The sequence below is a fragment of the Methylorubrum subtropicum genome, from assembly GCF_038442325.1.
In the GTDB taxonomy this organism is placed as follows: Bacteria; Pseudomonadota; Alphaproteobacteria; order Rhizobiales; family Beijerinckiaceae; genus Methylobacterium; species Methylobacterium subtropicum.
Genome location: NZ_JBBXMW010000004.1, coordinates 339,491 through 352,203, shown reverse-complemented (window position 1 = coordinate 352,203; position 12,713 = coordinate 339,491). Strand labels below are relative to the sequence as shown.

Sequence of the window (12,713 nt, the reverse complement as noted above, 5' to 3'; positions counted from 1 at the left end):
CGTTCTTCTCATGTTCGATAATATGTCAGGTGATCGAGACGGGTTGTCGATGGCGCTGCGAACGGTCCGAGGACGGCGCGCCACGGTGCGGATGAGCGGGAGTCTGTGAGCCATGACGGCTGAGGTGCGGCGAGGCATCGTGCTCGCGCTTGCGGGCCTGCTCGGCGGCTTCGCCATGGTCGTCGCGCTGTTCGGAACGGGAGAACTCCTCAAGCGCAACGCGGCGGGCGGCTCCTCCCCCGAGACCTCGCAAGACGCTCAGAGCGGGGCCTCTTCGGGATCGGACAAGGCTGCTCCTCTTGCCGCTCTCACGCCGCCGCCGCAAGGGAAAACCCCCGCTCCGGAGGCCGGCCCCGCGCCGGGCGCAGCCTCCGCCGAGCTCGAGGGTGCGCCGAGCTTCGACATCGTCCGCGTCGAGCCGGACGGGGCGAGCGTCATCGCCGGACGCACCGCGCCGAACGCGAAGGTGGAGCTGCTGCGCGACGGAAAGCCCTATGCCGAGGGCAAGGCCGACGCCGCGGGTCAGTTCGCGCTGACGCCGCCGGACCTGCCGACGGGATCAAGCGAGATCGCGCTTCGCGCCACCGGGCCGGACGGCAAGCCGCTGCGCGGGCGCGAGAGCGTCACCGTGGTCGTCGCCGAGAAGCGCGACGCCAAGCCGTTGATCGCCCTCTCGGCACCCGATGCGCCGACGCGGGTGCTGTCGCAGCCCGACGCCCCGGAGGCCGGCACCGGCCGCCCCACCACCGCCTTCGCCGACACCCCCGGCAAGGCCGCGCCCGGCGCGCTCCCCGCGGAGCCGGGCAAGTCGGCTGAGCGGAAGGGGTCGGCCCAGGCCGAGGCGCCCGCGGCGAAGGCGGCGCGGGTCCCCGACGCAGCGAAGGACAAGCCGGCCGCGTCCGAGGCGGCGCCGCGGATCGTCAGCATCGACGCGCAGGACGGCGGGCGGCTCGACGTGACCGCGCAGGCCCCCACCGACAGCACCCTGCGGCTCTATCTCAACGACACCCTGGTGGCCTCCGGCCGCCCCGGCGCGGACGGGCGCATCGCCTTCACCATCGGCCGCGGCGTGCGCCCCGGCGCCTATCAGGTGCGGATCGACGCGGTCGATCCGGCCGGCGGCAAGGTCCGCCGCCGCGCCGAGGTCGCCTTCACCTATCCGGAGAGCGCGCCCCGCGTCGCCGCCGCGGAGGCGCCCGGCGCCCGCAAGGCCGCGGACAGCAAACCGAGCGAGCCGAAACCGGCCGAGAGCAGGCCGACGGACGGCACTCCGGCGTCCACGAAGACCCCTCCGACGACCGCCGACGCGGCGAAGCCGGCGCCGAGCGCGGCTAGGCCTGACGCGAAACCCGCCACCCCGAAGATGGCCGAAACCGCCCCGCCGGAGCGCCGCGGCGCCGCCGGATCAACCGAGATGCAAGCCGGGGCGCCCCGTTTCGGGGATGCCGCGGAGCCCCGGAACGGCGCCTCGCCGAGCGGGCAGACGCAGGCTCAGGTGCAGCGCTCCGCGGACAAGGCGGCCGAGCGGACGGCGCCGGGCGCGCCCGCCCCGGCCAAGGCCCCGCCGTCGCAGACCGCGCCCGAGGCCCGGCCCGCGCCGAGCCTCACGCTCGACCCCACCACCGTCCCGCCGCCCGCTGCGGCGTCTCCCGGCACGGTGGCGCCCGGCACGCCCTCCGTCGCGGCCGGCACCGGTGTCGGCACCCCGAAGCCCGCCACCGACGGCGCCGCCGCGGCGGCCCTCGCGCCCCGGCTGCCGGAGGCCGCCTCCCCCGAGGCCGGGCGGATGGCCGAGGTGCCGGGAACCGTGTTCGTCCCCGAAATCAGCACGGCGCGGATCAGCCGCGGCGACAGCCTGTGGCAGATCAGCCGCCGCACCTACGGCAAGGGCAACCGCTACACGGTGATCTACGACGCCAACCAGGACCAGATCCGCGATCCCGACCTGATCTATCCGGGGCAGATCTTCGTGCTGCCGAAGGATGCCCCGGCCGCTGCGGACAATCCGGCGCCGAAGCGGACCTGAGAGCCCGTTCGGCTCGGCTCACCCCATCCAATCCCCTCATCCTGAGGTGCTGCGAAGCAGCCTCGAAGGAGGGCTCCAGGGATCGCGCGATCCGCTGGAGCCCTCCTTCGAGGCTTCGCTGTGCTTCGCACCTCAGGATGAGGGGGTTTGATCGGATGAGCCGGTCGAACAGCCTCTCTGGCGACAGGCTCATGGCAGCATGCGTCCCCGCGCCGGATGCGCGCGGGCTGCGTTGCGCCTATATCCCGGGCATCGACAGCCCTGAGCGCCCCCGCGCCCAGGCCGTCACCCCCGCATCCGCATCCCGATTTCCTCATGGCAACCGCATCCGAGCCGGCGGCGCCGAGCGCGTCCGTGCCGCTCGAACGACCCGGCCTTCTGGCCACCTACCGGCGCCTGTGGCCCTATCTCTGGCCGCACGGCCGGGGCGACCTCCAGCGCCGCATCTTCCTCGCCTTCGGTCTGCTGATGCTGGCCAAGGCCGCCACGATGGTGATGCCGTTCACCTTCAAGTGGGCGACCGACGCGCTGGTGGCGGCGACCGACAAGAATGCGCCGGCCGCCGTCCCGGCCGGGTTGATCTCGGCGCCGTTCCTACTCATCGGCCTCTACGGCCTGTCGCGGGTCGCCATGGCGGCGATGACGCAGGTGCGCGACGGGCTGTTCGCCAAAGTGGCGATGCACGCCGTGCGCCGCTTGGCCCTCCTCACCTTCGAGCACATGCATCGGCTTTCCTTGCGCTTCCATCTGGAGCGCAAGACCGGCGGCCTCACCCGCGTGCTGGAGCGGGGCCGCAACGGCATCGAGGAACTGTCGCGCCTGATGGTGCTGACGCTGGTGCCGACCATCGTCGAACTCGCCCTCGTGCTCGGCATCCTGGCTTACGAGTTCGACTGGCTCTACTCGGCCGTCGTCGCGACGATGATCGCGGCCTATCTCGGCTTCACGTGGAAGGCGACCGAGTGGCGCATCGGCATCCGCCGCCGGATGAACAACTCCGACACCGACGCCACGACGAAGGCGGTCGATTCGCTGCTGAACTACGAGACGGTGAAGTATTTCGGCGCGGAGAACCGCGAGACCGCCCGCTACGACGCCTCGATGGAGAAGTACGAAAAGGCCTCGACGCAGACCTACGTCTCGCTGGCGGTCCTGAACGCGGGTCAAGCCGTCATCTTCACCCTCGGCATGACCGCGGTGATGGCGCTCGCCGCGCGCGACATCATGGCCGGGCGCACCACCATCGGCGGGTTCGTGCTCGTCAACACGATGCTGGTGCAGCTCTCGATGCCCTTGAACTTCATGGGCATGATCTACCGTGAGATCAAACAGGCGCTGGTCGATATCGACGACATGTTCCGCATCATCGACCGCAACCCCGAGATCAGCGACCGCCCCGGCGCCCCGGCGCTGGCGGTCCCGGCCGGCACCGTGCGGTTCGAGGACGTGCGCTTCGCCTACGTGCCGGAGCGGCCGATCCTGCGCGGCGTCTCGTTCGAGGTGCCGGCGGGGCGCACGGTGGCCATCGTCGGCCCCTCGGGGGCGGGCAAGTCGACGCTGTCGCGCCTGCTGTTCCGCTTCTACGAGCCGCAAGCCGGCCGCATCACCATCGACGGGCAGGACATCGCCGCGGTGCGCCAGGATACGCTGCGGGCGGCCATCGGCATGGTCCCGCAGGACACGGTGCTGTTCAACGACACCATCGGCTACAACATCCGCTACGGCCGCTGGGACGCGAGCGAGGCGGAGGTGCGCGAGGCGGCGCGGCTCGCCCAGATCGACCGCTTCATCGAGAGCCTGCCCGAGGGCTACGAGACCCCGGTGGGCGAGCGCGGCCTGAAGCTGTCGGGCGGCGAGAAGCAGCGCGTCGCCATCGCCCGCACCATCCTCAAGGCCCCGCCGATCCTCGTCCTCGACGAGGCGACCTCGGCACTCGATTCGTTCACCGAGCGCGAGATCCAGGCGGCGCTCGACCGGGTCAGCCAGGGCCGCACCACGCTGGTGATCGCTCACCGCCTCTCGACGGTGGTCAACGCCGACGAAATTCTCGTGCTGGATCAGGGCCGCGTCGTCGAGCGCGGCGACCATGCCGGCCTGCTGGCGCGGGGTGGCGTCTACGCCGCCCTGTGGGACCGCCAGCGGCAGGCGGACGCGGCACGCGAGGCGCTGAAGCAGGCCGAGGACGAAAAGACGCTCGGCGCCCCGCGCGAGAGCGAGCCGGTGGGCTGACGATCGAGAAGACTCGAATGGACCACCGTCATTCCGGGGCCGCGAAGCGGAACCCGGAATCCACCCGTGATGCGGGATGCCCGGCTGAAGCTGCACCGCCGCGGCCAGTCGTGGATTCCGGGTTCGCCTACGGCGCCCCGGAATGACGGTGGTGGGCTGGGTGTCAGGCCTGATCGACCGCCGATGCGGTTCACAGCCCCGCGCCACCCCTCCCCGCGGTTGACGTTCGCCCCACCCCCTGCCATCCGGCGCGGGCAACCGCACGCCGAAAAGCCCCGCGAAGCCATGACCGACCTCATCGAGACGATCCGCCGGACGCTCGTGCCGATCCACAAGGAGGGATACCCCTTCATCCTGATCGGCATCGTGCTCACCGTCGGCGCCGGGCTGTTCTCGCAGTTCTTCGCCTGGGTGTTCCTGATCCTGACGCTATGGGTCTGCTACTTCTTCCGCGATCCCGAGCGCGTCGTGCCGGTCGGCGACGGCCTGATCGTGTCGCCCGCCGACGGCCGGGTGAACCTGATCTCCACCGTCCTGCCCCCGCCGGAGCTCGACCTCTCGCACGAGCCGATGCTGCGCATCTCGGTGTTCATGAACGTGTTCGACTGCCACGTGAACCGCGTGCCGGTCACCGGCAAGATCGGGCAGATCCACTACACCCCCGGCCTGTTCCTCAACGCCGAACTCGACAAGGCGAGCGACGACAACGAGCGCAACGGCATCGTCATGGAGACGACGCACCGCGGCCAGCCGCTGCGGATCGGCGTGGTGCAGATCGCCGGCCTCGTGGCGCGGCGCATCGTCGGCTTCGTGGCGGCGGGCGAGACCAAGCAGGTCGGCGAGCGCTTCGGCCTGATCCGCTTCGGCTCGCGGGTCGATGTCTACCTCCCCGTCGGCACCCGCATCCTCGTCGGGCTGGGCCAGAAGGCGGTGGCGGGCGAGACGGTGCTGGCCGATCTCGGGGGTGGCCCGGAGCGGGCCTTCCGCCGTATCTGATCGGCAACGAGACGAGCCGGAGCCCCCATGGACGATCTCTTCCCGCCCTTCGCGCCCGATCCGAACGACCGCCCGCGGCGCTTCCGCCCGGTGCCGTTCCGGATCATCGCGCCGAACATGATCACCCTGCTGGCGCTCTGCCTCGGGCTTACCGCGATCCGGCTCGCGTTCGAGGGCAAGTTCGAGCCCGCCGTGCTGGCCGTGGTGGTCGCCGCCGGCCTCGACGGGATCGACGGGCGGGTGGCCCGCCTGCTCAAGGGCACCTCGCGCTTCGGCGCGGAACTCGATTCGCTGGCCGACTTCGTCAATTTCGGCTGCGCCCCGGCGCTGATCCTCTACAGCTTCGCCCTGCACAACCTGAAATCGGTCGGCTGGATCGTCTCGCTGGTCTTCGCCATCGCCATGTGCCTGCGGCTCGCCCGCTTCAACGCGATGCTGGACGACCCGAACCGCCCGGAATGGAAGAAGGACTACTTCGTGGGCATGCCCGCCCCCGCGGGCGCGCTCACCGGCATGCTGCCGCTCTACCTGCACTTCCTCGACGTGCCGTTCCCGCAATGGAGCACGGGGCTGATCCTGGGCTACGAACTCGTGATCGCGCTTCTCGTGGTCTCCACCGTGCCGACGTTCTCCGGCAAGACCTGGGGCAAGCGCGTGCCGCGCGACCTCGTGCTGCCGATCTTCCTCGTCGTGGTGGTCGCCTTCGGCCTCGTGATCTCGTTCCCGTTCGAGGCTTTGGCCGCAATCAGCCTCGGCTATCTCTGCATGATCCCGTTCGGCGCCGCGCAGTACCGCAAGCGGCTGAAGCAGGAAGGTGAGGAGCCGGCGCCGGCCGAGACGGCGCCGTAACTCTCTTCAAACCCCCTCATCCTGAGGTGCTCCGCGAAGCGGAGCCTCGAAGGAGGGCTCCAGGGATCGCGAGCGAGCTGGAGCCCTCCTTCGAGGCCGCTTCGCGGCACATCAGGATGAGGGTGTGAGTGGGAGGATGAGGTGGTGTCAGTCCGCCACCGTCCAGGTCGTCGTCCCGTCCTTGTTGTCCTTCACGCTCACGCCCATCGCGGCGAGCGCGTCGCGCATCCGGTCGGAGGCGGCCCAGTCCTTGGCGGATCGCGCGGCCTTGCGCTCGGCGATCAGCGCCTCGACGTTCGCCACATCGACGCCCGCCGCGCTGACACGGGCGGCCTCGCGCTGCGCCTTGGTCTCGCCGAGAAAGCCCATCAGCCCGGCTGCCGCCTTGAGCGCCGGGGCGTCGGTGCCCGCAAGCCGATGCAGTTCGCCCAGCGCGGCCGGGGTGTTGAGGTCGTCACAAAGGGCTTCGACCACCCGCTCCGGCACGGTCTCGGCCGGCGCGGCCTCGCCCGCCGCATCGTACCAGCGCTCCAGCGTCCGACTGGATTCCTCCAAACTACGAAAGGTCCAGTCGATCGGCTGGCGGTAATGCGTCTTGAGCATGTTGAGGCGCACGACCTCGCCCGGCCAGTCGGCCAGCACCTGCCCGATGGTGATGAAGTTGCCGAGCGACTTTGACATCTTCTCCCCCTCGACCTGCAGGAAGCCGTTGTGGAGCCAGACGTTCGCCATCACGTCGGTGCCGAAGCAGCAGCGGGACTGCGCTACCTCGTTCTCGTGGTGGGGGAAGATCAGATCGATGCCGCCGGCATGGATGTCGAAGGTCTCGCCGAGATGCTTCCACGACATCGCCGAGCACTCGATATGCCAGCCGGGGCGCCCCGGCGCATCGATCCCGCAGGGTGAGGGCCAGGACGGCTCGCCCGCCTTGGACGGCTTCCACAATACGAAGTCGAGTGGCGAGCGCTTGTAGGGCGCGACCTCGACGCGGGCGCCGGCCTCCATCTCGTCGAGCGGGCGCTTCGAGAGCGCGCCGTAATCCGCCATGGAGGGCACGTCGAACAGCACGTGGCCCTCCGCCACGTAGGCGTGGCCGGCCGTGACCAACCCCTCGATCAGCCGGTGCATCTCGCCGATATGGTCGGTCGCCCGCGGCTCGACGAAGCGGGGGCGTTCGCCCGCCACGTTCACGTCGTCCGCCATCAGCACGCCGAGCGCGCGGATGTCCCGATGGAACTGCGCCAGCGTGCCGTCGGTGAGTTCGCGGATGGTGATGCCGCGCTCCATCGCGCGGGCGTTGATCTTGTCGTCCACGTCCGTGACGTTGCGGGCGTAGGTGACGTGGCCCGGCCCGTAGAGGTGGCGCAGGAGCCGGAACAGCAGGTCGAAGACGATGATCGGCCGGGCGTTGCCGATATGAGCCGCGTCGTAGACGGTTGGCCCGCAGGCGTACATCCGCACATGCGCCGGATCGATCGGCTGGAAGGCCGCCTTCTCGCGGGTCAGCGTGTTGTAGAGCCGCAACATCGGGGTCATCGAAGAGGTCCCGCCGGAACCGTCCGGCCTTCGCGACGGCGACGCGCCGTCCTCGGTTTCTCGTTGCGCCGCAGCGTGTTCGGCCGTTCCACGAAAACCGCTGCCACATTGCCGCCGGAGCCGCGCGGGTTCGCTGTTGCAACGCCGCGACGGTCGCCGCTCCGGGCATGAGCTAACCCAGAACCGTGAGGAATTCGAGAACGGCCCCCGCGTCCCGGCTCAAGCAACCGTGAGCGGTCGGTGCAAGGATTTGTTTACCGAGCCGTCCGAACACTCCGCAACCGAGCGAATCCGTTAACAGGGTCTCCACCATGCGCCGTCCGGTCGCCGTCGTCCTCGCCCTCGCCCTGGCCTCGGCCGCGCCCCAGGCGCTCGCCGGCGAACCGGCCCCGGCGCGCGCGCATGTCGAGAAGACGTTCCTGATCCCGGCCGAAGAGGGCTACGGCGTCGGCGAATGCCTCAGCGGCGGCCCGAGCGAGTGCGGACAAGTGGTCGCGAACGCGTGGTGCGAGTCGCAAGGCTACGCCAGCGCCGTGAACTACGGCGTCGCCGCTCAAGACGAGTACACCGGCGCGATCCCCGCCGCCCCGATCCCGGCCCCGACGGCGGCCCGCCCGCTGCGCATCACCTGCCAGGACTGATTTTTTCGATTTTTTTTACGCGCCGTCATTCCGGGGCCGCGCAGCGGAACCCGGAATCCACCCGTGATGCACGGCTTCACGTACCGTCGCGGCCAGTCGTGGATTCCGGGTTCTCGCCTTCGGCGAGCCCCGGAATGACGGAGTGGCGTTCGACTTCGTCCTACTTCACGAAATCCGAACACTTCTGCGGCGCTTCCGTGCCCCACGGCGCCAGCGGCACACTGGAGGTCGAGTTCTTCGGCGAGCCCTGCACCACCTTGTCCGAATACACCATGTAGATCAGCGTGTTGCGCTTGGCGTCGCAGCCGCGCACGATCTGCATCGACTTGAAGATCAGCGAGCGGCGCTCGCTAAACACCACGTCGCCCTGCTTGACCTTGTCCTTGAACACCACCGGCCCGGTCTGGCGGCAGGACAGCGAGATGTCGGAGACGTCCTCGGCGAGCCCGAGCGTGCCCTTGATGCCGCCCTTCTCCGGCTGGGTGTACCAGCAGGCGATGCCCGACACGTCGGGATCGTCGATCCCGTAGACCACGAGCTTGTCGTTCGGGGTGAGCGGGCGCCACACCGTCGATTTGTCGAAGATGCGGTCCGGATCGTCCGCGGCGCCGGCCGAGACCGGCACGAGCGCGGCGGCGAGGCAAGCCGCAACTGTCACGGCGCGCATGGTGTCCATGGTGCCCCTGAGCCACATCATCGACGCAATCCCCTCAAAGCCTGGCCGTAAACACATGGTGTCCCTGTCCCCCGGCGGCGAGGGGCGTTAACACAGGTGTGAGGCGCCTCGCCGTCGCGCACCGGCCCCATCCGTCTCCCGCGACCCCCTGCCCGAGATCCCAGCATCCGCCCATGCCGCTGATCGGACCGCAGCTTCGCCGTGCCTTCGCCGCCCTCGCCGCGGCGGCTGGCCTCGTCCTCGCCCAAGGGGGCGCTGCCTCCGCCGGCGACGTCTGGGCCTGCCAGCGCTACAAGACCGAACTCGCCAACCTGAACGCCAGCGCCTCCACGGCCGCCGCGCTCCAGAGCGAGGTGTCGCGGCTCGAATCGTATTATCGCAGCCTCAATTGCGAGGGCGGGCGGTTCCTGTTCTTCGACACCCGCCCGCCGCAATGCGGGGCGGTCGAGGCCCGCATCCGCTCGCTCAACGCCACCTATGGCGGGGGCGACGGCGAGGTGGTGGCCGCCCGCCGCCGCCAGCTCGTGGCGGCGGTGTCGAGCGCCTGCTCCGGCGTGGTGCCCGAGGCCGGCCAGGAGGCGCGGCTCTCCGGCGGCCAGACCGCGCGGGGCGGCCCGCAGGTGATCTGCGTCAAGACCTGCGACGGCTCCTACTTCCCGATGAACAACCTCCCCGACGGCCGCGAGGGCGCCGACGAGATGTGTCAGGCGCTCTGCCCCGGCACCGAATCGCTCGCCTACTCGATGCCGCACGGCGACGACGCGCTCAAATACGCCGCGACCCTCAAGGGCAGCCGCGCCTACGCGGCGACGCCGACCGCCTTCAAGTTCCGCACGAGCTTCGTCCCGAACTGCTCCTGCAAGAAGGAGGGGCAGAGCTGGGCGCAGTCGCTCGCCAAGGCCGAGAGCATGCTGGTGCGGCACAAGGGCGACATCTTCGTCACGCCGATGACCGCCGAGCGGCTGTCGCGGGCGCCCAAGGTCCGTCTGACCCTGGTCGGCCGCGCCGACAAGACCGCGGCCTCGCTCGCGGCCGATGCCGCCAACCGCGAGGGCGTGGCGACGACGGCCCCGGAAGCCGCCGCGGCGGAGGCCACCGGCTCGACGGGGGAATCGCGCAGCAGCGCCATCCGCGTCATCGTCCCCGGCCTCGTCCCGGTCCCGCCCACGCCCTGAGCGGGGCGTCCACGGGTTCGATTCGGTAACATTCGCGGAATCGAAGTGGAGAACCCGCCTCGACTTGAGATTTGACCTCTCGTGATCGGGAACCATATCGGCCCGACAATGTTCGGAACCGCCGATCGCGATTCACGAGGCCGTCCTACATGCGGATCACCCGCTCCCTGCTCCTGACCGGTACGATTCTGCCGGCCCTTCTCCTGTCAGACCTGTCCTTCGCCCGCTCCCTCGGCGAGACCGCCAACGGGCGGATCGAGCTGGCGCAGCGCGATCCCGAAGGACCGGGCGGCCCCGGTGGTGGTCGCGGCGGGCCGGGCGGTCCGGGTGGCATGGAGCGCGGTGGACCGGGCGGTCCCGGTGGCCCCGGCGGCGGTCGCGGCGGGCCGGAGCGTGGCGGCCCCGAGCGCGGCGGCCCGCCCGGCGGCATGGAGCGCGGCGGCCCCCCGGGCGGCGGTCGCGAGCGTCCCGACCGCCCCGAAAGACCCGACCGTCCCGAGCGGCAGGAGCGCCCGGATCGTCCTGATCGCCCCGAGCGTCCGGACCGTCCCGCGCGCCCCGACCGCGACGGGCCGGATCGTCCCGACCGTCCGACCCCGCCGGCCGCCCGCGACCGTGCGCCTGCGCCGGACCGCGACGCCCCGCCGGCTCGCCCCGGTCGCGACGCGACCCCGGATCGCCCGGACCGTCCCGCACGCCCCGACCGCGACGGCCCGGATCGTCCCGACCGTCCGACTCCGCCCGCCCGCGGTGGTCGCGATGCCGATGCCCCCGGCCGCCCGGACACCCCGGCGCGCCCCGGCCGCGACGCGACGCCCGACCGTCCCGCTCGTGACGCGACCCCGGATCGCCCCGGCCCTGCCGGCCGCGATGCCCCCGGCCGTCCCGACCAGCCCCCGGCCCGCGGCGGACGCGACGCTGACCGTCCCGACGCGCCCGGTCGTCCGGACCGTGACGGCCCGAACCGTCCCGGCCGCGACAACACCCCGGATCGCCCCGGCCGCGACGCCACGCCGGACCGCGACGGTCCGAACCGCGGCGGCCGCGATGCCGACACGCCGCCGAACCAGCGCCCCGGCGTTCCGGGTCGCCCGGTCCAGCCGCCCGGCACCCCGCCGAACGCCGATGGGCCCGGCCGTCCGGGCCAGCCCGGCGCCAACCCGGCGACGCCGCCGAACCAGCAGCCGGGCGTGCCCGGTCGCCCCGTGGCGCCGAACCAGCAGCCCGGTGTTCCGGGCCGTCCGGTGCAGCCGCCCGGCACCCCGCCGAACGCGCAGCAGCCCGGCGTCGGCACGCCGCCGCCCGGCGCCCCCGGTGCGTTTCAGCCCGGCCAGCCCGGCTACCAGCCGAACGGCCGCCTCGACGACGACCGCCGCGACGGCTTCGGCCGTGACGGGCGCGACCGCGAAGACCGGTTCGGTCGGGACGGACGGGACGACCGCTATGGCCGCGACGGGCGTGACGGCTACGGCCGCGACGACCGCTACGGCGGCGGGGGTCGCGACCGGTTCAACGTGCCCGGCACCCCGGCCTACATCCCCGGCGGCTTCCGCGACGACGACTACCGCATCCGCGACTACGACACGATCCGGCGCGACCGCCGGGAATACGACGTGGACGGCCGCACCTATTACCGCGAGCCGGGCCGCATCATCGTGCGCGACCGCGACGGCTACTTCATCCGCCACGACGAGAACGAGCGCTTCCGCACGATCTACGGCGACCGCGGCTACCGCAGCGAGCGCCGCGGCGGCGAGATCTACAGCTACGTCGACAGCCCGCTCGGCGGTCAGATCGTCACCGTGGTGGACGACGACGGACGCCTCCTGCGCCGCTCCCGCCGCTACAGCGACGGGCGCGAGGTGTTCCTCATCAACAACGCCTATGGCGGCGCGCCGCGGCCGATCTACGAGGACGTCGTCGATCTGCCCCCGCCCGACATCCGCATCCCGCGCGACCGCTACATCGTCGATTACGAGCGGGCCGACGAGCGCACGGTCTATCAGGCGCTCTCCGCCCCGCCGGTGGTGCCGATCGATCGCCGCTACACCCTGGATCAGGTGCGCTACTCGCCGCAGCTGCGCGCCCGGATGCCGTCGGTGGACATCAACACGATCACCTTCGACACCGGCTCGTTCACCGTGACGCCCGATCAGGCCCAGCGCCTTTCGACCATCGCGGCGGCGATCAACCAGGCGATCAAGGCCAACCCGCAGGAGGTCTTCCTGATCGAGGGCTACACCGACGCGGTCGGCGCGGAGGTCGACAACCTGTCGCTCTCCGACCGCCGCGCCCAGTCGGTCGCCGCGGTTCTGACGCAGAACTTCCAGGTGCCGCCGGAGAACCTGACGACTCAAGGGTATGGCGAACAGTACCTGAAGGTGAACACGCAAGACGCCAACCGCGAGAACCGCCGCGTCACGGTCCGCCGCATCACCCCGCTGCTCCAGCAGCAGGCGGACGGGCAGCAGCCGTCGGCCCCGCCGCAGTAAGCGCGACGCTTGACCCTCCCCCCTCCGCGGGGGAGGGTGCCTGCGGAGCAGGCGGGAGAGGGGAGCGACGGTGCCGCTTGGCCGCGCTCGTTC

The 12,713-nt window shown here is 71.3% G+C and carries 9 protein-coding genes; 7 read left to right on the top strand and 2 right to left on the bottom strand.

Going from position 1 to position 12,713, the window contains the following annotated elements; genetic code table 11:
• Positions 1–112: 112 nt before the first annotated feature.
• The 4 genes from AAHG03_RS08560 (at position 113) to AAHG03_RS08545 (ending at position 6,100) form a co-directional block, all read left to right on the top strand.
• A complete protein-coding gene (locus AAHG03_RS08560; protein ID WP_342150181.1) occupies positions 113–2,026 on the top strand; it encodes a LysM peptidoglycan-binding domain-containing protein in 1,914 nt (637 codons plus the stop codon).
• Between the two features lie 315 nt (positions 2,027–2,341).
• Complete coding sequence (locus AAHG03_RS08555; RefSeq protein WP_342150180.1) at positions 2,342–4,255, top strand: ABCB family ABC transporter ATP-binding protein/permease; 1,914 nt, start codon at positions 2,342–2,344, stop codon at positions 4,253–4,255.
• A 285-nt stretch (positions 4,256–4,540) separates the two neighbouring features.
• On the top strand, positions 4,541–5,251 hold the full coding sequence (locus AAHG03_RS08550; RefSeq protein WP_056245492.1) for a phosphatidylserine decarboxylase: 711 nt from the start codon (positions 4,541–4,543) through the stop codon (positions 5,249–5,251).
• A 27-nt stretch (positions 5,252–5,278) separates the two neighbouring features.
• A complete protein-coding gene (locus AAHG03_RS08545; RefSeq protein ID WP_342150179.1) occupies positions 5,279–6,100 on the top strand; it encodes a CDP-alcohol phosphatidyltransferase family protein in 822 nt (273 codons plus the stop codon).
• Between the two features lie 147 nt (positions 6,101–6,247).
• Here the strand turns inward: AAHG03_RS08545 and cysS are convergent, their stop codons facing one another.
• Entirely contained in the window at positions 6,248–7,636 is a 1,389-nt protein-coding gene (cysS, locus tag AAHG03_RS08540; protein ID WP_342150178.1) for a cysteine--tRNA ligase, read from the bottom strand.
• A gap of 311 nt (positions 7,637–7,947) precedes the next feature.
• Between cysS and AAHG03_RS08535 the strand changes: the two genes are divergently transcribed.
• Positions 7,948–8,277: a hypothetical protein gene (locus AAHG03_RS08535; RefSeq protein WP_342150176.1), complete on the top strand. Its 330-nt coding sequence runs from the start codon at positions 7,948–7,950 to the stop codon at positions 8,275–8,277.
• Positions 8,278–8,437: 160 nt separating this feature from the next.
• Here the strand turns inward: AAHG03_RS08535 and AAHG03_RS08530 are convergent, their stop codons facing one another.
• Entirely contained in the window at positions 8,438–8,974 is a 537-nt protein-coding gene (locus AAHG03_RS08530) for a CreA family protein (protein WP_342150175.1), read from the bottom strand.
• A 152-nt stretch (positions 8,975–9,126) separates the two neighbouring features.
• On the opposite strand from AAHG03_RS08530, the gene AAHG03_RS08525 reads away from it, so the two are divergent.
• Both AAHG03_RS08525 and AAHG03_RS08520 read left to right on the top strand, forming a co-directional pair.
• A complete protein-coding gene (locus tag AAHG03_RS08525) occupies positions 9,127–10,128 on the top strand; it encodes a DUF2865 domain-containing protein (protein ID WP_342150174.1) in 1,002 nt (333 codons plus the stop codon).
• Between the two features lie 149 nt (positions 10,129–10,277).
• A complete protein-coding gene (locus AAHG03_RS08520; RefSeq protein ID WP_342150173.1) occupies positions 10,278–12,620 on the top strand; it encodes an OmpA family protein in 2,343 nt (780 codons plus the stop codon).
• Positions 12,621–12,713 lie beyond the last annotated feature (93 nt).

Coding starts and splice junctions, on each gene's coding strand:
- cysS (WP_342150178.1), bottom strand. CDS start 7,636: ATGACCCCGATGTTGCGGCTCTACAACACGCTGACCCGCGAGAAGGCG.
- AAHG03_RS08525 (WP_342150174.1), top strand. CDS start 9,127: ATGCCGCTGATCGGACCGCAGCTTCGCCGTGCCTTCGCCGCCCTCGCC.
- AAHG03_RS08560 (WP_342150181.1), top strand. CDS start 113: ATGACGGCTGAGGTGCGGCGAGGCATCGTGCTCGCGCTTGCGGGCCTG.
- AAHG03_RS08535 (WP_342150176.1), top strand. CDS start 7,948: ATGCGCCGTCCGGTCGCCGTCGTCCTCGCCCTCGCCCTGGCCTCGGCC.
- AAHG03_RS08520 (WP_342150173.1), top strand. CDS start 10,278: ATGCGGATCACCCGCTCCCTGCTCCTGACCGGTACGATTCTGCCGGCC.
- AAHG03_RS08545 (WP_342150179.1), top strand. CDS start 5,279: ATGGACGATCTCTTCCCGCCCTTCGCGCCCGATCCGAACGACCGCCCG.
- AAHG03_RS08555 (WP_342150180.1), top strand. CDS start 2,342: ATGGCAACCGCATCCGAGCCGGCGGCGCCGAGCGCGTCCGTGCCGCTC.
- AAHG03_RS08530 (WP_342150175.1), bottom strand. CDS start 8,974: ATGATGTGGCTCAGGGGCACCATGGACACCATGCGCGCCGTGACAGTT.
- AAHG03_RS08550 (WP_056245492.1), top strand. CDS start 4,541: ATGACCGACCTCATCGAGACGATCCGCCGGACGCTCGTGCCGATCCAC.